Annotated in this window: 16 protein-coding genes; 8 read left to right on the top strand and 8 right to left on the bottom strand. The window is 70.6% G+C overall.

Annotated elements, in window-relative coordinates; all coding sequences use genetic code 11:
- Nucleotides 1–16: 16 nt before the first annotated feature.
- The 5 genes from DQ384_RS17330 to DQ384_RS17305 all read right to left on the bottom strand — a co-directional run bounded on the left by DQ384_RS17330 (nucleotide 17) and on the right by DQ384_RS17305 (nucleotide 8130).
- Entirely contained in the window at nucleotides 17–739 is a 723-nt protein-coding gene (locus tag DQ384_RS17330; RefSeq protein WP_114029871.1) for a class I SAM-dependent methyltransferase, read from the bottom strand.
- Nucleotides 739–1689 (bottom strand): TauD/TfdA family dioxygenase, encoded by a 951-nt coding sequence (locus DQ384_RS17325; RefSeq protein WP_114029870.1) that lies wholly within the window; start codon nucleotides 1687–1689, stop codon nucleotides 739–741. Before DQ384_RS17325 ends, DQ384_RS17330 begins: the two co-directional genes overlap by 1 nt.
- Nucleotides 1690–1692: 3 nt before the next feature.
- Nucleotides 1693–3279, bottom strand: coding sequence for an AMP-binding protein (locus DQ384_RS17320; RefSeq protein ID WP_114029869.1), 1587 nt, complete (start codon nucleotides 3277–3279; stop codon nucleotides 1693–1695).
- A gap of 51 nt (nucleotides 3280–3330) precedes the next feature.
- Nucleotides 3331–4011 carry a thermostable hemolysin gene (locus DQ384_RS17315; protein ID WP_114029868.1) on the bottom strand — a complete coding sequence of 227 codons (681 nt, stop codon included), beginning with the start codon at nucleotides 4009–4011 and terminating at the stop codon, nucleotides 3331–3333.
- Nucleotides 4012–4776: 765 nt separating this feature from the next.
- Nucleotides 4777–8130, bottom strand: coding sequence for a glycosyl hydrolase family 95 catalytic domain-containing protein (locus DQ384_RS17305; protein ID WP_245966553.1), 3354 nt, complete (start codon nucleotides 8128–8130; stop codon nucleotides 4777–4779).
- Nucleotides 8131–8646: 516 nt separating this feature from the next.
- Between DQ384_RS17305 and DQ384_RS17300 the strand changes: the two genes are divergently transcribed.
- From DQ384_RS17300 to DQ384_RS41295, 7 genes are all read left to right on the top strand, one after another.
- Entirely contained in the window at nucleotides 8647–9159 is a 513-nt protein-coding gene (locus DQ384_RS17300) for an ester cyclase (RefSeq protein ID WP_114029866.1), read from the top strand.
- 156 nt (nucleotides 9160–9315) lie between these two features.
- A complete protein-coding gene (locus DQ384_RS17295; RefSeq protein WP_114029865.1) occupies nucleotides 9316–10344 on the top strand; it encodes a LacI family DNA-binding transcriptional regulator in 1029 nt (342 codons plus the stop codon).
- Nucleotides 10345–10410: 66 nt separating this feature from the next.
- Nucleotides 10411–11646, top strand: a complete 1236-nt coding sequence (locus DQ384_RS17290) for a sugar ABC transporter substrate-binding protein (protein ID WP_114029864.1) — start codon at nucleotides 10411–10413, stop codon at nucleotides 11644–11646.
- Nucleotides 11646–12578: a carbohydrate ABC transporter permease gene (locus DQ384_RS17285; protein WP_114029863.1), complete on the top strand. Its 933-nt coding sequence runs from the start codon at nucleotides 11646–11648 to the stop codon at nucleotides 12576–12578. Before DQ384_RS17290 ends, DQ384_RS17285 begins: the two co-directional genes overlap by 1 nt.
- A complete protein-coding gene (locus tag DQ384_RS17280; RefSeq protein ID WP_114029862.1) occupies nucleotides 12575–13390 on the top strand; it encodes a carbohydrate ABC transporter permease in 816 nt (271 codons plus the stop codon). Before DQ384_RS17285 ends, DQ384_RS17280 begins: the two co-directional genes overlap by 4 nt.
- Nucleotides 13391–13421: 31 nt before the next feature.
- Nucleotides 13422–15521: a glycoside hydrolase family 31 protein gene (locus tag DQ384_RS17275; protein WP_245966552.1), complete on the top strand. Its 2100-nt coding sequence runs from the start codon at nucleotides 13422–13424 to the stop codon at nucleotides 15519–15521.
- Complete coding sequence (locus tag DQ384_RS41295; protein ID WP_181871262.1) at nucleotides 15518–17701, top strand: hypothetical protein; 2184 nt, start codon at nucleotides 15518–15520, stop codon at nucleotides 17699–17701. The genes DQ384_RS17275 and DQ384_RS41295 overlap by 4 nt, the downstream gene beginning before the upstream one ends.
- Nucleotides 17702–17859: 158 nt before the next feature.
- On the opposite strand, the gene DQ384_RS17265 is transcribed toward DQ384_RS41295, so the two are convergent.
- A complete protein-coding gene (locus tag DQ384_RS17265) occupies nucleotides 17860–18972 on the bottom strand; it encodes a ricin-type beta-trefoil lectin domain protein (RefSeq protein ID WP_114029861.1) in 1113 nt (370 codons plus the stop codon).
- 680 nt (nucleotides 18973–19652) lie between these two features.
- Here DQ384_RS17265 and DQ384_RS17260 point away from each other — a divergent pair.
- On the top strand, nucleotides 19653–20771 hold the full coding sequence (locus DQ384_RS17260; RefSeq protein ID WP_342769411.1) for a glutathione-independent formaldehyde dehydrogenase: 1119 nt from the start codon (nucleotides 19653–19655) through the stop codon (nucleotides 20769–20771).
- 1 nt (nucleotide 20772) lies between these two features.
- On the opposite strand, the gene DQ384_RS17255 is transcribed toward DQ384_RS17260, so the two are convergent.
- Together DQ384_RS17255 and DQ384_RS17250 are read right to left on the bottom strand one after the other, a co-directional pair.
- Nucleotides 20773–21315, bottom strand: coding sequence for a phosphate-starvation-inducible PsiE family protein (locus DQ384_RS17255; RefSeq protein ID WP_114029859.1), 543 nt, complete (start codon nucleotides 21313–21315; stop codon nucleotides 20773–20775).
- 246 nt (nucleotides 21316–21561) lie between these two features.
- A complete protein-coding gene (locus DQ384_RS17250) occupies nucleotides 21562–24855 on the bottom strand; it encodes an amidase family protein (RefSeq protein WP_147268809.1) in 3294 nt (1097 codons plus the stop codon).
- Between the last annotated feature and the right edge of the window lie 156 nt (nucleotides 24856–25011).

The raw sequence follows: 25011 nt of genomic DNA, 5'->3' as shown, positions 1-25011 counted from the left end.
CGTGGGTCGCCGGGCGTCACTTGACGGCCCGGATGCCCACGATGGTGGGGTTGGTCCGGAAGTCGTCCCAGAAGGTGTCGGCCGGGTCGGCGGGCAGGGTGGCGGGGACGAGCTCCACCGAGCGGAAGCCCACGTCCCGCAGGGCGGCGACGATGGGCTCCTCCTCCCAGAAGCAGGCCTGGAACGTGATGGGCGGGTCCACGTGGGCGGTGACCGTCAGCTCCTTTCCGCCGGGGAAGTCGGCGTCGGGCCGGTGGGTCAGCCCGTACTTGGTGGCCTTCGGCCCCGCCCAGTCGAACCGCGGGTTCATCTCCACGCCCGCGTACACGCCTCCCGGGGCCAGGTTGGCGTAGACGGCGCCCGCCATGGCGGACAGGTCCAGCGGGTTGCGGGCGTAGCAGAGCAGCCAGACCGCGGTGACGAGGTCGAACCGGCCGGTGACGCCGAGCAGCCGGGCGTCACCGGCTCTGTACCGGACGCCCAGCGGCTCGCGGGCCTCGGCGCGCTCGGCGACGGCGACCATCTCGGCGGAGATGTCCACCCCGAGCACCGACGCCGCGCCCGCGCGGGCGAGGATCCTGCTGTACCAGCCGGTCCCGCACGCCAGGTCCAGCACCGACCTGCCCGCGACCTCGGCGGTCAGCGCCTCGAACGTGGCACGCTCCGGCCCTCTGGCCAGGGGCATCTCGTGCTTGAGCCGCTCGTACGACTGGCCGATGTCGTCGTACTGGGTGCGCATCACGCCGCCTGGTGACCGGAGGTCAGGTCGCGGACGGCGCCGACCAGGTCCTCCCTGGCGTAGCTCTGCGCGTTGTAGAGCGAGCGCAGCGGGTCGCGGATCTTGCGCCTGCCGTGCATGAGCCGGCTGTTGTCCACCAGCGCGACATCGCCCGTGTGCCAGTTGATCTCGTCGGTCTCCAGCTCCGTGGCCTCGATGACCTGGCGCATCAGCATGGCGTCCAGCGGCCGGCCGTCCTCGAACTCGATCACCGGGGGCTCGTAGTTGACCGACGGGGTCAGGATGCTGTTGGCGAACGCGATGTCCGAGCCGAAGAGCGTGGTGTGGGCGGCGTAGGTGTAGTACTTGTAGTGCACCGAGCCGTCGGGGCGGAGCTGGTACTTGACGTCCACGTCGTCGTCGGTCACCGCGAACAGGTCGTCCAGGGTGACCTCGTCGGCGGTCTTGGCGCCGTCCAGCAGGCGGACGACGAGGTTCTTCCACTTGTCCTCGGGCATCGGCCTGGCGAACGTGATGCGGGTGGACAGGAAGAGCTCCTGGGTGCGCTCGGGCAGCCGTTCCCACGCGTAGAGCCCGTCGCAGATGGTGGTCTGCGATCCGACCTTGGCAGGGGTCTCGCAGTAGAACCACACCAGGTCCGGCACCCACGGCGTCGCGCCGTTCTCCATGTGCAGGCCCTGTGGCACCAGGCCGGCCTCGATCTTCTGCGCGACGTTGCCGCCCGCGAACTTGCGCGCCGGGTCCAGGGTGATGCGCGAGGACACGCTCTGGATGAGCGCCGAGAAGGTGGTGGGGTCGGACTCGAAGCCGCGCAGGAGGACGTAGCCGTGCTCGGCGAGCGCGGTCAGCAGCTCGACGCGGTCGATCGTGTCGAACCCGGCGCGGTCGCCGGCCGTGACGACCAGGCCCTTGCCGTCGGTGTGGTCGGTCGTGGCGAAGCTGTCCAGCATGTCTCAAACCTCGATTACGTCGAATCGGCCGGTGGTCAGCGCGTCCTTGATCTCTTTGCGGCGAGGGCGTCCGGTGACGGTGAAGAACTCGGCGTAGAACGTCTCGTCGGCCTCCACCAGCGCGGCGCTGCCGACCTGCTCGATCTCCGAGAGCACCTCGGCGTTGACGTGGCGGATCTCGGCGAGCGCGGTGGCCTGGTCGGCGCCGCGCCTGACGACGAAGACCGCGATCAGCCGCTCCATGTTGTCGCCGAAGACGGCGGCCGCCTCGATGCTGGGCCGGCTCTTGTACTGCGCCTCGACCCACTCCGGGCTGACGTTGCGCCCGTTGGAGGTGATGATGATGTTCTTGAGCCTGCCGGTGATGGTGACGTAGCCGTCGGCGTCGATGTCGGCGATGTCGCCGGTGTGCAGCCAGCCTTCGGCGTCCAGGGGGAGCGCGGTCGGGTCGTCCGACCCGAGGTAGCCGGTGAGCAGCGAGGAGCTGCGGATGAGAAGCTCGCCCGAGTCGGACCTGCGGACCTCGCAGTGCCGCAGGGGCTTGCCGACCGTGCCCAGGCGGACCAGCCCGGGGCCGTTCAGCGTGGCGACCGAGCCGTTCTCGCTCAGGCCGTAGGCGACGTACACGGGCAGGCCGCGGTCCCACATGACGCGCAGCACCTCGTCGGACACCGGGGCGCCGCCGCTGAACAGCAGCATCGGGTCCTCCCGGCCGTACACCGCCAGCGAGAGCTCGCGGGTGCTCGCCTCCGGGGTGGTCTTCGCGCGCGCCGCGATGGACTCCACCAGGGACGGCGGCACCAGCGACACCGTGGGCCTGGCCGTGGCGAGCAGCCCGCGGACCTGCTCGACGTCGCCGCCCGCGGTGCCGAGCGGCTTGACCTGCTCGGGCAGGAAGACGACCGTGCCGCCCGCGAGGAAGGTCAGGTAGACGGCGAAGACCTGCTCGACCAGCAGGCTCAGCGGCACGACGGAGACGTACCGCTGCCACGCCTCGACGCCGATCCGGCTGGTGATGGAGTCGATCAGGTCGTCCACGGCGCCCCGGCGGAGCATGACGCCCTTCGGGGTCGAGGTCGTGCCGGACGTGTGGACGATCTTGCAGATGGCGAACTCGTCCAGGGCCGCCGCCTGCCGCACCCTGGTGGCGATCTCGTCCGGATCATGTCCTCCCTCGACGGTGACGGGGATGATCTCGCAGCCCTCGGGCAGGATCTCGCTCTCGCCACCCCACTCGGCCAGCCGTTTGCGCCCCTGCTCGTCGACCAGGCAGACGACCGAGTGCGACAGCAGGTGGCGGGCCTGGTCGCGGCCGAACGCGATCGGGATGGGCACCGATCGGACGCCGGTGAGCAGGCAGGCCAGGTCGCCGACGATCCCCTCCACACCGTTGCCGGTGAGGATGCCGATCGTGCTGGTCTCGGTCTCTCGTCCTCGTGCCGCGGCGACGATCGCGTCGCCCATCCGGACGGCCGCGCCCAGCACGGTCCCGTAGGTGTGGAGGCGTGGCGGGCCGGATGGCCGCAGTTCCTCGACGGCCACCGTCTCCAGTGAGCCGAGGCGGCGAAGGGCATGGTCGAGCCAGCGCATCGGCGGACTCCTTTCGCGCGGTCGGATATCGGTGCTCTGGAAGGGCTTTCTCTAACCGATGGCGTGCGGGGTGACGCTCTGTCCGCAGTGGAGGATCCCGGTGCGGGGTTTCGTGGAGTAATAGGTGCCCCAGTCGGCGGAGTGGGTCGCGGTCAGGTCGGCGCGGCGGGCGTTGGTGAGGGTGTGGAACTCCCAGCCCGCGGCCCTGGCCAGGTCGTGGAGTTTCTGGGTCAGAGTGGACAGCAGGTAGTCGTAACCGAGGTGGCGGGCGATGCGCGGCAGCCCGCGCATGAGGAACATCCCGGTGCCGGGATGGAAAGAGGCGAGCGGGCCCATCTCCGCGATGCGGCCGCGGTCGACGCGCGCCCCGGATGCCACACCGGCGCAGGCCTGCTCGACCGGGACGTCCAGGTAGTTCTCCGACAGCAGCCCGCGCCCGGCGGCGGCGGTGAGCCCCGCGACGCCCAGCGTGCCCTCGAACGTGGGCGACGGGCGGGCGGCGTCCCACACGACGACGAACAGGTCGGGACGGGGGTCGACGACGGCGCCGTAGTGGTCGAGGTACTTGCGCTTCACGCGGTCGACGCAGATCTGGTAGCGCGCCGTGCCGGGGTGAGCGAAGCCGGTCTGGAAGCGGAGGGGGCCGGGGTGGATCGCCTCCGCCTGGGGCGTGGGCACGGGCCCGGACGCGGAATCGGTTCCGGTGCTGATCGTCGTCGCATTCGAGTTCACCGCTCACCTCCATTCCTACGCGCGACCACCCCGATATCGGCCGCATCGACAGACTTGCATTGCGGGCGCGGCGGCAGCTTCTTCAAAAATGCTATGCAGCAAGCTGACAATCGATCATTGAATCGATATTCAAGATTGGCAGGAAGATGTCAAATCATCCGAACTGCGCGCCGGTTACTATGGCCGGCGGCCGGGGGATTCACCCCGCACCGCCGGTCGACGTGGCCGTCTGACTAGGCGATCAGCCGCCGTCAGGGACGGGCTGACTCGTATGACCGCAGTTAGTACGGGATACGTCCACCGTGCCGGCCGCGAAAATGGAGGGAACACAAACGACGAGGGCGCCCCCGCGTATTCGCGCGTTCGTGCGGCCGGTCCGGCCTGACAACGTCCCGGGGGTCATGGCGATCGTCCTGGTCGAACACGGACGGTGACTCAGGCGAGGCGGGACATGTCACCGGTTCAGTGGTCACATGCTGAAAAACCCTGATTCGTTCCGCCGCGTCGTCGCGGGGTCCGCGCTCCTGGCCTGGCCCGTCCTGGAGTTCCTCGCGTTCGTGACCTCCCCGCCCGGCACCGAGCACACCCCGCCGCCGCCCCCGGACTGGAAGACGGCGTCGAGGTGGCTCACGACGAGGACGTATCCGCCGGAAGGCGGGGACATGGTCCCGGCCGCGCGGGGATCTCCGGGGACGAGCAGAGGCCCCGGGGCAGGGAGCGCCCCGGGGCCGTGGGTGGGTGGTGAGACCGGTCAGAAGGCGCGATCTAGAAGGCGCGGTCCTTCCAGGTGGTGATCTCCTCGGCCGAGAGCTTCCCGGCGAAGATGGCGGCGCGGTCGACGCCGCCCGTCAGGCGCTGGCCGCCGCCCTGGTCGGCGGCGAAGCGCAGCGAGCGGGCGGTGCAGCCGGTGATGCCGTCGCTGGTGGCCTGGCCGGTGGCCTTCTGGACGCCGTCCACGTAGACGGTGATGGCACCGGTGCGGTCCAGCGTGACCACCAGGTCGATCCAGCGGCCGGTCGGCAGCGCGGTGTTGATGCCGACGTTCTGGCCGGCGCCGATGAACCGCAGGGTGTTGGAGGGGGTCAGGTCGATGATGATCCCGTCCGTGCCGGGGTTGCCGGACGGCTGGGAGTCGAACAGGCGGCGGTACCCGCTGCCCGCGATCCTGACCTCGGCGGCGAAGGTGGCCTCGGGCAGGTATCCGAGGGTCGTGTCGCCGGTGACCATGTAGGTGTTCCCGTCGAGCACCAGGCCGCTGCCGGTGGGCGCGGTGCTGTCATAGGTGGCGGTGCCGCCGGTGACGGTGGCGTCGCGCTTGTTGCCCGAGGAGTCGGTCACGGTGCCGCCCTCCTTGGGGTCCCAGGCGACGAGCACCGATCCGGCCTGCGGCATCGCGCAGGGCGACATGGTGAGCACGGCCCTGGACGACCCCGTCCAGGTGTCGCCCTTCGCGGTGGCGGCGAGCACCGCGCTGCGCGAGCCGTCGGACGGGCCGGGGGTGACGGTGAACGTCGCCGTGCGGCCGCCTCCGGGCGGGGAGGCGGGCAGGGAAACGGACGCCGGGGTGGCGGTCCAGCCCTTCGGCAGGGTCAGCGTCACGTCCGAGGCGGGCACGGTGCGCCTGCGGAGGGCGGTCACCGTGACCTCGGCCTGGAACGCCGTGCCGGGGCTCGCCGAGGCGGGGGCCTTCAGCACGACGGCGGCCTCGTTCTGGATCGTGTACGCCTTGCCGGCGACGGCGAACCAGCTCAGCGTGTCGCCGTCGCGGTGCGGGCCGACCTCGTGGCCCCTGTCGTCGTAGACGCGGTAGCGTCCGGCGATGAAGGGCGACCTGACCTTGATCGGGCCGGTCTTCCCGGGGTGGATCGTCACCGTGTCGGCGGCTCCGTTCTTCCACGCCGCGTCGACGGTCACGTCCCCGCGGGCGCGCAGGCCGGAAACCGAGCCGTTCTTCCACGCGGAGGGCAGGGCGGGCAGCACGTGCACGATGTCGTCCTGGCTCTGCACGAGCATCTCGGCGATGCCGGAGGTGGCGCCGAAGTTGCCGTCGATCTGGAACGGCGGGTGCGTGTCCCAGAGGTTGGCCAGCGTCGAGCTCTTGAGCTGCTCGCTGAGCATCTTGTGGGCGTGGTCGCCGTCAAGCAGCCGCGCCCAGAAGTTGATCTTCCACGCCTTGCTCCAGCCGGTGCCGCCGTCGCCGCGCGCCGTGAGCGAGACCTTGGCGGCCTCCGCCTCGGGGGTGCCCGGAACGATCTGGTGGCCCGGGTGCAGCGCGTACAGGTGCGAGACGTGCCGGTGGTCGTCGGTCCTGGAGTCCCAGTCGGTCTTCCACTCCTGGAGCTGGCCCCAGGAGCCGATGCGGATGCCCGGGTCGAGCTTGGCGAGCGCCGCGCTCACCCGCTTCTGGAAGTCCTTGTCCACGCCGAGCTTCCTGGCGGCGGCGAGGGCGTTGCCGAACACCTCGTACACGATCTGCTGCGACATCGACGCGCCCGCCGAGAAGTCGCCGTGCTCGGGCGAGTAGCTGGGCGACACGACCAGCTTGCCGTCGCGCGGGTCGGTGTGCAGGAAGTCCAGCCAGAACTCCGCAGCGCCCTTGATGACCGGGTAGGCGGTCTTCTTCAGGTACTTCACGTCGCCGGAGAACCGGTAGTTGTCGTACATCTGCGAGGTCGTCCAGGCCGCCGCCTCGGGGAACCAGAACGAGGTCGCCCAGTTGTGCAGGCCGGTGAAGCCGAACGGGTTGGTCTCGTTGTTGACGACCCAGCCGTGCGCGCCGTAGATCTCCTGCGCGGTCTTGGCGCCGGGGGCCACCATGTTCGCGATGTACCTGTCGTACGGCCTGGTGGTCTCGTCCAGATTCGTCTGCTGGGCGAGCCAGTAGTTCATCTGCAGGTTGATGTTGACGTGGTAGTCGGCCGACCAGGGCGGGTTGGTCGAGTTGTTCCACACGCCCTGCAGGTTGGCGGGCAGCTCCTCGTTCTCACGCGAGGAGGAGATCAGCAGGTAGCGGCCGTAGGCGAAGAACATCGCCTCCAGCGCGCGGTCGTCCGCCGAGTCGCCGCCGGTGTACTGCGCGCGCAGCCGGTCGGTGGGGATCGCCGGCGTGCTCTGGCCGAGGTCCAGCTTCACGCGGTCGAACAGGCGGTGGTAGTCGGCGAGGTGGGCGCGCTTGAGCCGGTCGTACCCCTGGCGGGCCGCGGCGTCGACGGCGGCGGTGACCGCGGCGTGCGGGTCCGCGCCCCGGTAGGCCGGGTAGGCGCCCGAGAAGTCGGTGCCTGCCGACAGGACGAACATCGCGCTGTCCGCGCCGGTGACGGTGATCTTGTCCCCGGCGTCGGTGCGGGTGCCGCCCTGGGTGACCACCTGGACCTGGGCCTCGAACTTCATCTTGTTGTCCGAGAGCGCGCCGCGGATGGTCAGCCGGCCGTTCGAGGCGGTGACCGTCTTGTCGTCGCGCGGTGAGGTGTGCCGCAGCGTGAACGAGACCTTGCCCGCCTGGTCGGCGGAGACGCGGCCGACGATCACGTTGCCGGGGTGGCTGGCGAAGTACTCACGCGAGTAGCCGACCCCGTCGGCGGTGTACCCCACCTTGGCCACGGCGTCGCGCAGGTTCAGGTCCCGCCGGTACCCGGTGGGGTTCTGCGGGGCGCCGGGGATGTCGAGGAACAGGTCGCCGAAGGTCTGGTAGGAGCCGAAGCCGGTCTTGCCCTGGCCGAGCTTGGCCGCCACCGCCTCCGGGGACATCCTGCCGTCGCGGTCGATCTGCTGCTGGACCTCGGCGATCGCGTTCGGCCTGGGGGTCTTCCAGTTGCCGAAGTCATAGTTCGGGGAGCCGGGGCCGCCGGTCCACAGGGTCTTCTCGTTGAACTGGATCTGTTCGGTCGCCACGCCGCCGAAGATCTTCGCGCCGAGGGGGCCGTTGCCGATCGGCAGGGCCTGGCTCTCCCAGTCGGTGGCGGGCTTGTCGTACCAAAGCGTCAGGTCGCCGGGTGTCGAGGTGGCACCGGCGGAAGGAGTCGGGTCGCCGTACACCGGACCCGGGATGCTCACCCCGGCGGCGAGGGTCAACGCCGCGATGAGACCGGCCTTGAGGCGCCGTCGTTGGGGAGGGGCCAACGGATTCCTCCGATCAAAGGATGCGTTGACCAAGGAAATAGCATCGAAATGTCACCGTAACAAGGGGTTGCGTCGGAACTTCCTCGACATGTGATCGGATGTCTGAGCCTTGCATGCATCCCACCTGCGGTGGGAGACGGCCTCGCGCCGTGCGGGGAGAGGGTGGCGGCGTCCCGCGGGCCGCGGTGCGAGGCGGCGCGCGTGTGCGGGTCGCCGTCCGGCCGGGCCGGCGCCGGACGGAGCCCTCCGCGCCTCCACGGCGCCCGCCCGCGAGCCGTCCGGAAGCCCGTTGTCATCGCCGTAAATTGACACGCCCGCCCGTAACGGCCACCTCACTGACGGGCTATCTTCCGTTTCTTGACCAATCCCATACCGGGCAGCGTCCTAGTGTTCGGTGCGAAAAGCTCTAAAGCCGCTTTACTCGCTAAGCGGCGCTATCGTGATGAAATATGACAGATCTCCCTAGGTGATCGGGCGACGTATCTGGACGCATCTGTACGGCAAAGGACCCTCTCGATGTCTGATCCTCTGTTTGTCCTGGACCGGCTGCGCAAGGCCTTCAACCGGCATGATCTCGACACGCTGGCCCAGTGCTTCAGTCCCCGAGCCGTGCTGGTCGCCCCGGACGGGATCGGCGAGGACAGGGAAGAGATCGCCTCCTACTACGGGCAGTTCATGGAGGCGTTCCCCGACTCCAGGTGCACCCCGCAGACGGTGACCGTGCTAGGGGACACCCTGATCGCGGAATACACGCTGACCGGTGTTCACAAGGGCCCGTGGCTGATGCCCGGAGGAGGAATCGTCGAGCCCACGTCGCGCCCGATCACGGTGCGTGCGTGCAGCCTGTCGTTCGTCGAGGACGGCTTCATCGTCAGTCACCGGATCTTTTACGACCAGTTCGAACTCGCCGCGCAACTCGGGGGCCGCCTCTCGTTCGACGAGTGCGAGGACGAGCCGCTGAGCGACGGCGGCCCTCCCGAGATGAGCCTTCGACCCCCCACCCCGGTCCGGGTGGCGGGGCTCATGTGACGGCCGCGTCCCGCCTGCCGGTGGCCGGACGGTGAACCGTCCCGGGTCGGCCCGCCGCTCGCGCCGGGGGCTCCTCAGACTGGGTCTTGTGGGCATGTCAGCCGGGTGTTACGTTGCCGAAATCGAATCAGTTCGACAGCGTGCGGGGAGCCGGGCATGGCGGTGACGATCGCGGACGTGGCGAGGCATGCGGGGGTCTCCCGCAGCACCGTCTCGTACGTGCTGAGCGGCAACCGGTCGATCTCGACCGAGACGATCAAGCGGGTCGAGCGCGCCATCGAGGAGCTGCGGTTCCGGCCGCACGCGGGGGCCCAGTCGATCAGGACGCGACGGTCGGGCGTGATCGCCATGGCGCTGCCGCTCGTGCACGGGCCGCACAACCAGGTGCAGATGCCCTACGTGTGGGCCGCGCTCTCGGCCGCGCAGGACGCCGGGCTGAAGCTGCTCATGCTCACCGACGACGACGGCGAGAAGGCGATCCGGGACGCGGTCGCCAGCGCGCTCATCGACGGCGTGATGCTGATGGAGGTGCAGCAGCGGGACCCGCGGGTGGAGCTCCTGGGGTCCCTGAAGTCCCCGGCCGTCCTGGTGGGCACCCCCGACGACCCCGCGGGGCTGTGCCACGTCGACTTCGACTTCACGCTGTCGGGACGGCTCTGCGCCGAGCACCTGCTGGACCTCGGGCACACCGACGTGGGGTTCCTCGGCCAGCCGCCCGAGACGTACGCGCGCGGGGGTGCGTACGCGGCGCACGCCCGCGACGGCGCGCTGGAGGCGCTGGAGAGGCGGGGCGCGCGGGCGGCGTGGCAGCCGTGCGAGCCCTCCTCGGCCGGGGTGGTCGCGGCCCTCGACGCACTCTTCGCGATAAATCCGGACATGAGCGGTCTGATCGTCTACAACGAGTGGGCGCTGCCGCTGGTGGTGGACCGGCTCGCGGGCATGGGACGCCGCGTGCCGCAGGACATCTCCGTCGTCGCGATCTGCTCCGACGACGTGGTGGAACGGATGACCCACCCCGTCACCTCGCTGGCGCTGCCGGTCGAGGACCTGGCGCGCACGGCCGTGCAACGCCTGGCCGGTCTGATCCGCGGCGAACCACAGCCGCCGGTCACCATGCTCGCACCCGAGCTGAAAGTTCGTGAAAGCACCCGCACCTATCGGCGTCCCCGGCGGAAGCGAGGTTAGACGCCGGGGCGTCGCCCGGCGAGCCGCACGCGCGGCATCGTCGAATCAATTCGAAAGGCCCTGACCATGTCATATTCAGCACCCCCCCTCGCCCGGCGCCGTGCGGTCGCCGCGGGCGCGGCCGTCGTCGCCACCCTCGCCATCGGCGGCTGCGGCGAGAGCGCCGCCCCCGCGGCGAGCACGGACACGCTCACCGAGATCGACTACTACGAGGCGGCGCCGCAGAACACCAAGCTTCCCGAGATCCTCGCCGCCTGCGGCACCGAGGCGGGCGTGAAGATCGAGCACCAGCAGGTGCCGCGCACCCAGTTCATGCCCAAGCTGCTCCAGCAGGCCTCGTCGAGGTCCCTGCCCGACCTCGCCCTCATCGACAACCCCGACCTGGCCCAGCTCGCCGCGACCGGCGGCCTGGTGCCGTTGTCCGAGGCCGGGCTGAGCACCGAGGGGCTGTTCCCCTCGATCGTCGACGCGGGCCGGTACGAGGGCAAGACGTACGGCATCGCACCCGGCGTCAACGGCCTGGCCCTCTACTACAACAAGAAGCTGTTCACCGAGGCGGGCCTCCAGCCGCCGAAGACCTGGGACGAGCTGACCACCGCCGCCAAGAGCCTGACCAAGGGCAAGCGGTACGGCATCGCGTTCTCCGCCGTGGGCACCGAGGAGGGCAGCTTCCAGTTCGAGCCGTTCTTCTGGACGGCGGGCGCGAGCCTCAAGCAGCTGGACTCCCCGCAGGCCGTCCAGGCGCTGACCCTGTGGAAGACCCTGGTGGACTCGGGATGGGCCTCCAAGTCGGTGGTCACCTGGACCCAGGCCGACATCAACGACCAGTTCATGGCCGGGAACGCGGCGATGATGGTCAACGGCCCGTGGCAGCTCCCCACGCTGAACGGGAACAAGGACCTGGAGTTCGGCATCGTCCCGATTCCCATTCCCTCGCCCACCGCCAAGCCGGTGACGCCGCTCGGCGGGGAGGTCTGGACGATCGGCCACAGCACCCCCGAGCGCGAGAAGAAGGCCGCCGCCGTGCTCAAGTGCCTGCTCGGCCAGGAGAAGAGCCTGGAGTGGTCGAAGGCGGCCGGGTACATCCCCAGCAACGAGGCGGCGGCGAAGCAGCTCGCGGCGAGTGACCCGCAGCTCGCGCCGTTCGCCGAGGAGGTCGCCACCGCGCTGGCCCGCACCGCCGAGCTGGGAACGGCCTATCCGAAGGTGAGCGAGGCGCTGTTCAACGCGATCCAGGCGGCCCTGGCCGGCGGGAAGTCGCCGCAGGAGGCGCTGGCCGCGGCGCAGGCGGCAGTCAAGTAATGCCCGCCCTGGTCTCGGCCCGCAGGACCACCCCCGGCGCGCACGCGGCGGGGGTGCGGGGGCGTACTCTCGGCGCCCGGTGGGCGGCGTTCGCGTTCATCGCCCCGACCTGCCTGTACGTCCTCGTCTTCTACGTCTACCCGCTCGCCGGCAATCTGCGGATGGGCTTCCAGGACTACACGGTGAAGTCGTTCTACACCGGCGTCGCCCCGTTCGTCGGATGGGACAACTACCGCGCCGTCTGGCAGGACCCGGCCTTCGGCGGGACCGTCCTCAACACGGTGCTGTTCACGGCCGGGTCGCTGGCGGTGCAGTTCGCCGCCGGACTGGCCCTGGCGATGTTCTTCCACCGGCGCTTCGCGCTGAACGGCGTCCTGCGGTCGCTGCTGCTCGTGCCGTGGCTGCTGCCGCTGGTGGTGTCGGGCACGGCCTGGCGGTGGATCCTGGAGACCGACTCCGGGGTGCTCAACCAGACCCTCGGCCACCCCGTCCCCTGGCTGGCCAGCACGGACCTGGCGCTGCTGTCGGTGACGCTGGTCAACATCTGGGTCGGCATCCCGTTCAACATGGTCATCCTGTACGGCGGCCTGCAGGGCATCCCGGCGCAGCTCTACGAAGCGGCCGGGCTCGACGGGGCCAACGCCTGGCAGCGGTTCACGCGCATCACGCTCCCGCTGCTGCGCCCCGTCACCGTGGTGGTGCTGACGCTCGGCCTGATCTACACGCTGAAGGTCTTCGACGTGATCATGGTGCTCACGCAGGGCGGCCCGGCCGACTCCTCGCAGACGCTCACGACGTTCTCCTACGACCTGTCCTTCCAGCAGCTCGCGTTCGGGCGCGGGGCGGCCGTGGGCAACATCCTCATCGTCGTCGCGGTCGTCTTCGCGTTCGTCTACCTGCGGGCCACCCGCGACGCGGAAGGCCGGCGATGACGGCCCGGCGGCCGGCGTCCACGGCGGCGGCGCTGGTGATTCTCGCGGTGATGCTGTTCCCCCTGTACTGGATGATCAACGCCTCGCTCCTGCCGTCCACGGAGCTGATCGGCGACAGCCCGACCTGGCTGCCCCTGCACGGGACGCTCGACGGGTACCGGCAGGCGCTGTCCACCCAGGGCGCGCACCTGGTCACCAGCCTGGTGGTCTCGCTCGGCACGGTGGCGCTCACGCTGCTGATCTCCGTGCCGGCCGCGTACGGGCTGGCGCAGCTCCGCGCGCCGGGTGGGCGGGCGCTGCAGTTCGCGCTGCTCGTCGCGCAGATGATCCCGGGCATCGTCATGGCCAACGCGCTGTACGTCGCGGCCGGCGACCTGGGCCTGATCAACTCGCCGTTCGCGCTGATCCTCGCCGACTCCACACTGTGCGTGCCGTTCGCGATCCTCGTCCTGCACGCGTTCATGCGGTCCATTCCCGGCGAGCTGCGCGAGGCGGCCGCGATCGACGGCGCGTCCCGCCTGCGCACGCTCGTCGCCGTGTTCCTGCCGATCAGCAGGAACGCCGTGATCGCCGCGAGCCTGTTCTCGTTCCTGTTCGCCTGGGCCGACTTCCTGTTCGCGGTGACGCTGACCACGCGGGACGACTCCGCGCCCGTGACCGTCGGGATCTACCGGTTCATCGGCGCCCACATGACCGACTGGAACAGCGTGATGGCCACGGGGGTCATCGCGTCCGTCCCCGCGGCGGTGCTGCTCGTGATCGCGCAGCGCTACGTCGCCGCGGGCATCGCCGACAGCGCCGTCAAAGAGTAGTGCGGTCAAAGAGCAAAGACTGGAGAGTTCCTTGTCCCTTCCGTTCTTCCGATCCGGCGACGAGCTGATGTGGAGGCACGAACATCACCTGCTGACCGTGCGGCCGTGGGGCCGGGACAGCGTCCGGGTGCGCGCCGGCGTCCACCGCCTGCGCGACGACCTGCCCGGGGCCCTCGAACCCGAGCCCGCCCCGCAGGAGGCCGAGATCCACATCGGCGCGGACTCCGCCACGCTGACCAGCGGCCTGCTGCGGATTACCGTCACCGCCGCGGACGGGCTGCTGACGGCGACCCGCGCCGACACGGGCGCGGAGTTGCTCCGCGAGGAGCCCGCGCACTTCTGGTGGCCGGGCGCGCGCCACTTCGAGGCCCTCGGCGGGGGCGTCCACCGCATCGAGCAGCGCTTCGCCGCCTACGACGACGAGCGGATCTACGGCCTCGGCCAGTACGGGCACGGCCGGTTCGACCAGAAGGGCATGGTGCTGGGGCTCCAGCAGCGCAACGGCGAGGTCAGCATCCCCTTCGCGGTGTCCAGCCGGGGGTACGGCCTGCTGTGGAACAACCCGGCGGTCGGCCGGGTGGAGCTGGCGGCCAACGGCACCCGGTGGGTCGCCGACCGGGCCCGGCAGCTCGACTACTGGCTCACGGCCGGCGAGACCCCGGCGCGCGTCCTCGGCAACTACGCCGACGCCACCGGGCACGCCCCGAGGTTCCCCGCCTGGGCTTCCGGCTTCTGGCAGAGCAAGCTGCGCTACTCCAGCCAGGACGAGCTGCTCGGCGTGGCCCGGGAGTACGCCGCGCGCGGCCTGCCGCTGTCGGTCATCGTCGTCGACTACCTGCACTGGCGGCACCTCGGCGACTGGAGCTTCGACCAGCGGCACTGGCCGGATCCGCGCGCGATGGTAGAGGAACTGCGCGGGATGGGCGTCGAGGTGGCGGTGTCGGTGTGGCCGTCGGTCAGCCCGCTGTCCTCCAACCATCCGCCGATGCGCGACGCGGGGCTGCTCATCGCGGGGGAGGGCGGCTCGACGGCCCACGCCGAGTGGCCCGACATCGAGCCCACGCCAGAACCCGGCGCGGGGGGCGGCACCGAGCCCGGTACGCAGCCCGGTACGCAGCCCGGTACGCAGTCCGTTGCCGGGGCCGCTGCCGGGCGCGGAGCCGCGTCCGACGTCGCCGTGGCCTTCTACGACGCGACCGACGAGCGCGCCCGCGCCTGGCTATGGGACCGGCTGCGCGAGAACTACTACGACCTCGGCATCCGCGCGTGGTGGCTGGACGCCTGCGAGCCGGAGATGCGCCACCCCGAGCACCACTCCTACGCGGCCGGACCCGGCGCCGAGGTCGCCAACCTCTACCCCCGCGAGCACACGCGCGGCGTCTACGAGCACATGCGGGCGCAGGGCGAGACCGAGATCCTGTCCCTGGTCCGCTCCGCCTGGGCCGGGTCCCAGCGCTACGGCGCGGCGCTGTGGTCGGGTGACATCCCGGCCACGTTCGAGGCGCTCGCGTCCACCGTCCGGGCGGGGCTGAACGTCGCGATGAGCGGCATGCCGTGGTGGGCCGCGGACATCGGCGGGTTCCACGGCGGCGACCCCGGCGATCCCGCCTACCGCGAGTTGATGGTCCGGTGGTTCCAGTACGGAGCGTTCTGCCCGCTCTTCCGCCTGCACGGCCATCGGGAGCCGCGCGAGACGCGCAGCTTCGTGGGCGTCGCGGGCGGACCCAACGAGGTCTGGTCCTTCGGCGACGAGGCGTACGCGGCGATGACCTCGGTCATGCGCCTGCGCGAGCGGCTGCGGCCGTACCTGCACGCGCAGTTGCGCGAGGGGGAGCGTACGGGGCTGCCGCTGATGCGCCCGCTGCTGCTGGAGTTCCCCGGCGACCCGGCCGCCTGGGACGTCGACGACCAGTTCATGTTCGGACGCGACCTGCTGGTCGCGCCGGTCACCGAGCCCGGCGCGCGCACGCGCCCGGTGTATCTCCCCGACGGCGCCACCTGGACCCACACCGACGGCAACACCCGCTACAAGGGCGGCGCCCGCGTCACGGTCGACGCTCCGCTCGACCGCATTCCCGTTTTCGTCCGAGACGACGCCCACACCCCCCTGTCCTTGGAGGAACCCACATGATCCGCTTACGAGTCGCCGCCGCGGCGGCCCTCGTCCTGGCCGCCGCGCTGCTGACCTCCGCTCCCGCCGAGGCGGCCGACACCACCGTCACCGTCAACCTGGCAGAACGCGGCAAGGTCCCCACCCGCGCGGGCGCGGGCTTCCTGTACGGCCTCACCCAGAACGGGGCCGGGCCCGCGGACAGCCTGCTGCAACCTCTGCGGCCGACGCTGTTCCGCGGCGGCGGCGCGCGCATCGCCGGGCACGGCTGGCTCGGCGACGGCTACACGGCGGGCAACGGCTACCGCGTGCGGCTGAACTCCGCGCTCGACCAGGCCCGCCGGGTCACCGCCGCGCCCTACGACGCGACGTACCACCTGCTCGTCTCCGACGTCTGGGGCGCGGACACCGAGCAGCCCGCCAACACCGTCTACCCCTGCGACAACGGCGACTGCTCCAACTGGCGGACGTTCGTCAACCGGCTCGTCACCGACGTGCGCGCCTCGGGGCTCCGGGTGCGGTACGACATCTGGAACGAGCCGGAGGGGACGGGCTTCTGGCCGCGCGGCGTGAACAGCCCGCAGTACTACCAGATGTGGAACACGGCGGTGAACGAGATCCGCCGCCTGGACCCGTCCGCCGTGATCGTGGGCCCGTCGTACGGCGGCTACAACCGCACCTGGCTGGGCGACTGGCTCACCCGCACCAAGGCAGACGGAACCCTGCCGAACGTCCTGAACTGGCACTTCAGCGGCGACCCCGTGGCCGACGCGAACGACGCGGCCGGGCTGCTGTCCGCGCGCTCGATCCCCGCGATGCCGTTCACGATGGACGAGTACCTCTTCTCCCAGCAGCAGAACCCGGGCTACCTCGCCTGGTACCTCGACCGGCTCGCCGTCTCCTCGGTCACCGCGGCCGCCCACGCGATCTGGTCGGACTGCTGCGTCGCCGGGACGCTGGACTCCGTCCTCACCCCCGACCAGCAGCCCACCGGGCAGTACTGGGTCTACCGGGCGTACGCCCAGATGACCGGCACCCTCGTCACGACCACCAACGGCAACGGCGTCGCCGTGGCCGCGGCCGTGGACCAGGCGCAGGGCAGGGCCGTCGCGCTGCTCGGCAACAACGCCGGGCAGACGGGCAGGACGACCGTCACGATCAACGGGCTGTCCTCCACGCCGTGGCTGGTCAACAACGGGGCGGTGCGCGTCCGTGTCGAGCGCATCCCGCACCAGAGCCCGCTGTCGGGGCCGATCGTCGTCTCCGACCAGAACGTGACCGTCTCGGGCGGCGCCGTCACCGTCCCGGTCACCCACCTGTCCGGCACCGACGCCTACACCGTCACGCTGACCCCCGGCGGTCCGGGCGGGCCCGGCGGCGGCACCGTCATCGTGGACGCCAACGCCACCGGCACCGGCACGAACCAGTTCCAGTACGGCGCGGACTGGGGGGTCACCACCGGCGTCGCCGACATGTACGCCGGGACGGCCAACTGGAGCCACGTCGCCGGGGCCACCGCGACCTTCCGCTTCACCGGAACGCAGGTGGCGCTGCGGGCGGTCCGCGACGTGGACCAGGGCAGGATGACGGTCGCCGTGGACGGCGGCGCGCCGCAGACCGTCGACGACTACGCGGCCTCCCGCAACGCCTCCGGCGTCGTCTGGACCAGCCCGGTCCTGGCCAACGCCGCGCACACGCTCACGATCGTCAACACCGGTCAGCGTAACCCGTCCAGCACGGGCATCAACATCGCGCTCGACCGGGCCGACGTCACCACCGCGCCGGCGCAGCCGCCTGCCACGATCACGGTGGACGGCAACAGCACCGGCACGGGTCCCAACCAGTTCAGCTACAGCTCCGGGTGGGGCCTGACGACGGGCGTGCCGGACATGTACGCCGGGACGGCCAACTGGAGCTACACCGCGGGCTCGACGGCCACCCTCGCGTTCAACGGCACCCGCGTCGCGCTGCACGCCGTGCGGGACGTCGACCAGCAGATCATCGCCGTCTCCGTCGACGGCGGCACGGAGACGATGGTCGACGACTACAGCCCGGCTCGCAACGCCTCGGGGGTCGTCTGGACCAGCCCGGTCCTGCCGAACGGCGCCCACACGCTGCGGGTCCGGGTGACCGGTAACCGCAACGCGAGCAGCTCGGGGTTCAACGCCGCGCTGGACAGCGCGGACATCACGACCGGCTGACGCCCGTAGCCGCCGGCGGTGGGGAGACGCTCGACGCGAGCGCCTCCCCACCGCCTCGGCGCGTGTCGGACCGGCCGCGCCGTACGGGTGTGCCTTTCGATCAGCACGCCGTACGGGTGCGCGTCCCGATCACCGCGCCGTCTGGACTCGCCTGGTGGTCACCGCGCGGTCCAGCGCTGCGCCCCGGTGCCGTTGCACTGGTACAACTGCACCAGCGTCCCGTTCACGGTCCCGCTGGCCGCCACATCGAGGCACTTGCCCGACCCGGCGCCCACGATGCTCCCGTCGGCGTTGAACGTGAACCGCTGTGCCGTCGAGCTGTTGCAGCTCCAGATCTGGATCTTCGTGCCGTTCGCCGTGCCGTTGGCGTTCACGTCGAGGCAGCGGTTGCCGTAGACGCGCAGCTCACCGGCCGCGGTGCGGGTCCAGCGCTGGTTGGTCCCGCCGTGGCAGTCCCAGATGTGCACCTGCGCGCCCTCGGCGGTGGAGGCCCCGCTGACGTCCAGGCAACGGTTGGACTGCGGGTTGACCACCGAGACGGCGGTGCCGACCGGCGGGACGGTCACCTGGGGCGTCAGGCTGCCGGGCACGGACTGCAACGCCGAGAACCACCGCGCGGCCATCTTGTCGTAGCCGCCCTGGTTGGGGTGAAGGCCGTCGGCGAGGTCGGCGGTGGTGAAGCCGGTGTGCATGTCGACCAGGTGGGTCATCGGACCCTTCTGCGCGACGACGCCGGGGACGGCCGCGTTGAACGCCTGGATCCGCGACTCGAACGCCGGGTCGGCGGCCGGCGTGACCTGCGCGACGAAGAGCTCCACCGTCGGCACGGTGGCCCGGATCTTGTCGATCAGTGCGGACAGCCGGGCCGGCGCGTTGGCGACGTCGTAGTTCTGACCCATGTCGTTCGTGCCGATGTGCAGCAGGATCGTGCGCGGGGTGTAGCTGCGCAGCCAGGCGACGATGTTCGCGTCGATCTGGTCGATGCGCCACCCCGAGTGGCCCTCGTGGTCGTGGTCGCCGAGGGACGCCGGGCCGTTGAACCCCGACCCGACGAAGTCGACGGTGTAGCCGCCCGAGGCCATCCGCTGCCACAGGTTGATCCGGTACCCGCCCGGCACGTTGAACCCGTCGGTGATGGAGTCTCCGAGCGGCATGACGCGCACGCCGCCGTTCGACTCGGCCTGCGCGGGCGCGGCCGTCGCCGTCGCCGTTCCGATGGCGAAGGCGAGCCCGAGCACGGCGGCGCAGAGCAGCCTGAATGTACGTCGCATGCTGATCCTTTCGGCTGCGCCCATGCCGAACAGGGCGGGCCGCGTGACGGGGGCGACCTGCCTGGTCGGGGGAGCGGGCGCGTGGGGAGAGGGGGGTGGAAAGGCACGTCGCGCCGGGGCGATCGATGTCGTCGCAGATCACCGTTGACGGACCACACCGAACACAGCACGACGATTACCATCGAAAATCGACATTGATCGGATGTCAACGCCCCAGTAAGGATCTTTGGGCAGAGAGCGTCGCCTGCTTCAGCGGAAAGATCGGAGGGCCGGGCCACGCGGGCGGTGTGGCCCGCGGGCGTCGACCGTGAGGACCTGGTGGCCCGGCTCCAGCGTCCGTGCGCTCGCCCCTCTGAAAGCGCTGGACACGCGCCCGGCTTTGGGCGACGGTCCGGAGCCGGGTTTGGCGTGATGGGTGACTTGGGGGACATTTGGAACGGTTGCGGGGTTTGCGTCGTTTTGCGCACTTTCATGGCCGGGTAGGGGTGGGCGTGCGGAATGTCTGTATGCAGGCGGCGCCGATGCCGTTTCAGGCCGGCGACCGAGTAGTCACCGCCTGGCCCCGGCGCCCCCCTTGAACGGCGAGGCGTCCAGGCCCGAGGCGGTGTCGCTTCGATCCTTCGCGATCAACTGGATGCGAGAGAACAATGAAAGCCGTCGTCTACGAGGGACCTCGACAGGTGAGCGTCGAAGACGTTCCCGACGCCCGGATAGAGCGCCCAACCGATGTCCTCATCCGTGTCACCACGACCAACATCTGCGGGTCGGATCTGCACATGTACGAAGGCCGGACCGACTTCGAGAAGGGACGGATCCTCGGCCACGAGAACCTGGGCGAGGTGGTCGAGGTCGGTGAGGCGGTCGACCACGTCCGCGTCGGCGACATCGTCGTCGTGCCGTTCAACATCTCGTGCGGTTTCTGCGCGAACTGCGAGAAGGGGCTGACGGCCTTCTGCCTCACCACCAACCCGGAGCCGGGCATGGCCGGAGCGGCCTACGGCTTCGCGGACATGGGGCCCTACCCCGGCGGCCAGGCCGAGTTCCTGCGAGTGCCGTACGGCGACTTCAACTGCCTCGTCCTCCCGGAGGACGCCAAGGAGAAGCAGACCGACTACGTGATGCTCGCCGACATCTGGCCCACCGGGTGGCACGCGACCCAGCTCGCCTGCGTGCAGGCGGGCGAATCGGTCGTCATCTACGGCGCGGGGCCGGTCGGCCTGATGGCCGCCTACTCCGCCACGCTCAAGAGCGCGGCCAAGGTGATGATCGTGGACCGTCACCCCGACCGGCTCGCCAAGGCCGAGGAGATCGGCGCGATCCCGATCGACGACTCCAAGGTCTCGCCGGTCGACCAGGTCATGGAGCTCACCAACGGGCTGGGAGCCGACCGCGGCTGCGAGTGCGTGGGGTACCAGGCGCACGACCCGGAGGGGCACGAGCACCCGAACATGACGCTCAACAACCTGGTCAAGTCGGTCAAGTTCACCGGGACCATGGGCGTCGTCGGCGTCTTCGTCCCCTCGGACCCGGGGAGCCCGGACGACCTCTACAAGCAGGGCGAGATCGCCTTCGACTACGGCATGTTCTGGTTCAAGGGCCAGACCATCGGCAACGGCCAGTGCAACGTCAAGAACTACAACCGGGCGCTCTGCAGCCTCATCCACGAGGGGAAGGCCAAGCCGTCCTGGGTCGTCTCGCACGAGTTGAACCTGGACGACGCGCCGACCGGCTACGAGCACTTCGACCACAGGGACTTCGGCTGGACCAAGGTCGTCATGCATCCCGGCAAGCTCAACTGAGCTACGGCGCGGGTCCCGATGGTTCCCGGTCGGCCATCCGCTGGGACCATCGTGCGATGGCCAGGGCCGCGACCAGCACGAAGGCCACCCCGGCGTACACGGCCAGTTCGATCCACTGGGCGCGGCTCTGGTCCGGGGTGAGGGACACGGTGAGCCGGACGACCACCGAGAGGATGTGCCGCACCACCGCGATGACCCCGACGATGATGAAGGGTTCCAGCTGGAGGCGGCCGCCTTCGAGGTGCGCGAGCACGGTAATGAAGATCTCCAGGACGATGAGGACGAGCAGGAGCTCCTCGATGACGATGATCGTCCTGCTCGTCCATGATCCGTGGCTCTCCAGCACCGTGACCCACATGAACACGACGATGGCCGCGCCGACGACCAGCAGCATGACCGACACCAGGTAGAGCAGCACGCGCTCGGCCCAGGCCAGGATCCGCAGGATCCGCTGGTCGGGCCCGCCGCCCGCGGTCGCGGTCAGCGAGGAACCGGGCCTGCCCTGAGGCCGCCGGTCGCCGGGGTGGTCCGGTCCCTCGTCCATCGCTCCACCGCTCGTCCAGCAGTCGTTCTCCGGGCGGCGCTCGCCCGGGGAGCGTCGTCGTCACTAGGAGGGTGACACGCCCGGCCGCCCGGACGGTGCACGCGTTCGCCCTTTTTGTGAACCCTTAGCCCGTACGCGGTCCCCGCACGCCGAAACACGGTGCCGGCTTGGCCCGCGACAGACCCGGGCGCCGGACGCGGGGCCCGCGCCGGTCGACGGCGCGGGCCCCTGGATCCGTTGGCGGCGTCAGTGGCGGTCGTGGTGGTCGCGGGACCGGAGGAGGCGGTCGCCGGGGTTGCACAGCTCCCCGGTGAAGAACGTGCTGCCGGGCACGCACCGCCACATGCCGGGGTTGGTGAAGCTCGGGGCCAGGCGGACGTTCGCCGCCTGCTCGATGGCGTAGCCGTCGGCGAGCAGGGTCGCCTCGCTGAAGGCCGTGCCGACGAGGGTGACGCCGATCGGGTTGTGGCCCGAGGAACTGGCGGTGGCTCCGTACCCGGCCGGGAGCGTCAGTGCCGGGTAGCCCGCGCGGTCGGCGTACCCGACGAGCGGGCTGCCGCTCGGGACCAGCACGGCGTCGAAGTCGTCGGACCTGTCGGCGGGCGTCCCGTTGGCGAGGATGCCGTCGATCAGCGCCTGATTGGACGCCTTGCCCGCCTCGAGGTCGGCCTTGTACGCCGCGCCGGTCGCGGGGTCGGACAGGTCGACGGCCTGGGCGGCGAGCAACTGGCCTTGCTGGTACTTGAGTCCCTCCACGGGGTTGGCGTTGTTGTAGTCGATGACGGCCTGGAGCGAACGGGCTCCGGGACCGCGCCGGATGCCGGACAGGTAGGTGTTCAGGTCGCGCCTGAACTCGCCCGGCACGACGCTCGCCGGGTCCGGGCTCGGCGTGCCGGGCGTGACCTGCGTCGTCGTGGCGCCGAGCGTCTGCAGGGTCTTCACGATCGTGGGGTACGGCTCTGCCGTGCTGGCCACGACGGCGATCTTCTTGCCCTGCAGGGCGGTCTTGGACAGGCCCGCCGTGTAGTCCTTGACGGGCGCGCCCTTGGTCGCCGGGTCGGCCGGATCGGGCCCGGCGATCACCGTGAGCGCGCTCGCGGCGTCGCGCACGGTGCGGGTGATCGGCCCCGGCGCGTCCTGCGACCGGGCGACCGGCAGGACGCCGGTGCGGCTGACCAGGCCGACCGTCGGCTTCAGTCCGACGACGCCCGCCGCGTCGGCGGGGGCCACGAGCTGCGCCGAGTCGGGTGAGGTCTCCATACCGATGGTGAACGCCGCCAGCCCGGACGCCGTCGCCGCCGCGGATCCGGCGGACGAGCCGGCCGGGGTCTTGTCGGTGTCGGAGGGCAGGAGCACCTGGCCGGCGAGCGAGGAGTACCCCTTCGGCATGTTCGCGTCGAAGACGCCGTTCAGCTCGGTGATGTTCGTCTTGCCGAGGATGATCGCCCCGGCGGCCCTGAGCTTGGCCACGACCGTGGCGTCGCGGTTCGGCCGGAGGTCCTGCAGGGCGATCGAGCCGCCCGTCGTCGCGAGCGAGTCCACGTCGAACCCGTCGTTGAGCAGCACGGGAAGGCCGTACAGCGGGCCGCGCGGCGGCTTGGGACCCTTCTTGTCCTTCCCGTTCTTGTTGTCGGCGTACCGCTCGCGGTCGAGCTCGCGGGCCTCCTTGAGGGCGTCGGTGTTGATCGCGCGGACGGCCTGGGTGGCCGGTCCCTCGGCGTTGGTCAGCGCGATCCGGTACAGGTACGCCCTGACCAGGTCCTCGGAGCTCAGCGTGCCCGCGGCGAGCCGGGCGGAGAGGCTTTCCGCCGACTCGGTCTCCAGCGAGAACGGCAGCGGCCTCGGCGCGCGGCCGAGCAGGTCCATGATCGTGTCGTGGTCGGGGTTGCAGTGCCCGCGCGCCGCGAACGGCTCCGCCGGCACCGTCCTGGCGCAGCGGTACATGCTCGGGTTCACCGAGCCGGCCGTCTGCCGCAGGCGGGTGGCCTGCTCGATGACGTAGCCGACGCCGATGAGGTCGTACTCGTCGTACGCGCCGCCGTGGACCTGCACGTTGAGCGCGCGGCGGTGCGTGGCGGAGTACCCCATGGGGATCGTCAGTGTCGGGTACCCGGCCTGCGGCCCGTTCGGGACGCCGCCGAGGATCGCGATCACCGGGTCGGCCGGCTGGGACGGGTCGGAGTTGGTGTAGGTCATCATGTCGTCGATGGCCTTGTGCCAGGCGGCCTTGCGGACGGGCAGGTTCGCCCGGTAGGTCGCCTCGTTGGCCCCGCCGGGGGTGACGTCGGCCGCGAGCGCGTTGAGGTGGCTGTTGTTGCCGAACTTCAGGGCCTGCTGCGCGTTGGCCTGGTTGTCGGCGACCTCTTCGGCCAGCGACTTGATCGGCGCCTGCGGGCCGAGCCGCTTGTAGTACTCGTCGATGGTCTTGTGCTGCTCGTACCCGGCGGGCAGGCTCGGCAGCGTGCCGACGGCCGCCTGTGGCCGCGGCACCATGACGGCGCCCGCGGCGACCAGCGCGTCGTAGGCGATCTTGAGCGGGGTGCCGTCGGTGAGCGTGCCGTTGTAGCCGATCTTCTTGCCCCTGACGAAGTTCACGTCGAGGGCCTTCATGTAGTCGGGCACCTGGGCGGGCAGGGTGGGGATGACGCCTGTGGCGAGGTAGTCGGGTCCGAAGATCGCGGTGTACTCCGCGTCGCTGCCGGGGTCGGGCCCGGCGATCGAGGCGAGCGTCATCGCCGCGTCCGACACGCTGCGGACCATCGGCCCCGCCGTGTCCTGTGACGCGCTGATCGGCGCGATGCCGTACCCGGGGACGAGCCCGACGGTCGGCCGCAGCCCGACGAGGCTCTGCGCGTTCGACGGGCTGATGATCGAGCCCGACGTCTCGGTGCCGATCCCGAGCGTGGACAGCGCCGCCGCCATGGCCGTGCCGGTTCCGGACGACGAACCACTGGGGTTCTGGTCGGCATCGATGCCGTTGAGGACCTGCCCGGTGAGGTTGCTGAAACCTGACGGCTGGTTGCCGAAGCTGTTGGCGAACTCCGAGAGGCCCAGCTTGCCGAGGATGACGACCCCGCGCTCGCGCAGCTTCTTGGTGATGCCCGCGTCCGTCGCCGGGTACGACCTGCGCAGCGAATAGTTGCCGGCCGAGGTGTACATCCCGGTGACGTCGATGAGGTCTTTCAGCAGGATCGGCAGTCCGTGCGCGGGGCCGAGGACGTGCCCCGCCGCGCGCTGCCGGTCGGCCAGCGCCGCCTCCTTCAACGCGTTGGCGTTGAGCTGGGTGACGGCGTTCAGCGCGGGTCCGCGCTTGTTCAGCGCCTCGATCCGGTCGAGGTACGCCTGGGTCAGCTCCACCGAGGTGAGCTGCCCCTTGGCCATCATGGCCTCGGCCTGGGCGCCGGTGAGCGTCTCCAGGTCGAGGACGCGTGGACGGTGGGCGGTCCTGGCGGCGGCGGCCGTCGGGGCGAGGGCCGGGGCGAGCGTGAGGGGGAGGGAGAGGGCGAGGAGGGTTGCGAGGGTGAGGCGAGTTCTGGGCACCACATGCTCCTTGAGGAACCTGGTAATGCCCGCGACGCTATAGACGATCAGTTACGGTGAAATGTCCGGAATGTTCCCGACCGGAAACCGCGTGAATTGACGTCCGAATCGACGGGACACGGCCGGGCGGGTCAAGCCGGCCGTCCGTCCCGCGCC

The organism is Sphaerisporangium album (assembly GCF_003323745.1).
Taxonomy (GTDB): Bacteria; Actinomycetota; Actinomycetes; order Streptosporangiales; family Streptosporangiaceae; genus Sphaerisporangium; species Sphaerisporangium album.
The sequence above is the reverse complement of the archived record's forward strand: the minus strand, read 5'-3'. Positions and strand labels throughout refer to the sequence as shown.

Coding starts and splice junctions, on each gene's coding strand:
- DQ384_RS17330 (WP_114029871.1), bottom strand. CDS start 739: ATGCGCACCCAGTACGACGACATCGGCCAGTCGTACGAGCGGCTCAAG.
- DQ384_RS17325 (WP_114029870.1), bottom strand. CDS start 1,689: ATGCTGGACAGCTTCGCCACGACCGACCACACCGACGGCAAGGGCCTG.
- DQ384_RS17320 (WP_114029869.1), bottom strand. CDS start 3,279: ATGCGCTGGCTCGACCATGCCCTTCGCCGCCTCGGCTCACTGGAGACG.
- DQ384_RS17300 (WP_114029866.1), top strand. CDS start 8,647: ATGTCTGATCCTCTGTTTGTCCTGGACCGGCTGCGCAAGGCCTTCAAC.
- DQ384_RS17295 (WP_114029865.1), top strand. CDS start 9,316: ATGGCGGTGACGATCGCGGACGTGGCGAGGCATGCGGGGGTCTCCCGC.
- DQ384_RS17290 (WP_114029864.1), top strand. CDS start 10,411: ATGTCATATTCAGCACCCCCCCTCGCCCGGCGCCGTGCGGTCGCCGCG.
- DQ384_RS17285 (WP_114029863.1), top strand. CDS start 11,646: ATGCCCGCCCTGGTCTCGGCCCGCAGGACCACCCCCGGCGCGCACGCG.
- DQ384_RS17280 (WP_114029862.1), top strand. CDS start 12,575: ATGACGGCCCGGCGGCCGGCGTCCACGGCGGCGGCGCTGGTGATTCTC.
- DQ384_RS41295 (WP_181871262.1), top strand. CDS start 15,518: ATGATCCGCTTACGAGTCGCCGCCGCGGCGGCCCTCGTCCTGGCCGCC.
- DQ384_RS17265 (WP_114029861.1), bottom strand. CDS start 18,972: ATGCGACGTACATTCAGGCTGCTCTGCGCCGCCGTGCTCGGGCTCGCC.
- DQ384_RS17255 (WP_114029859.1), bottom strand. CDS start 21,315: ATGGACGAGGGACCGGACCACCCCGGCGACCGGCGGCCTCAGGGCAGG.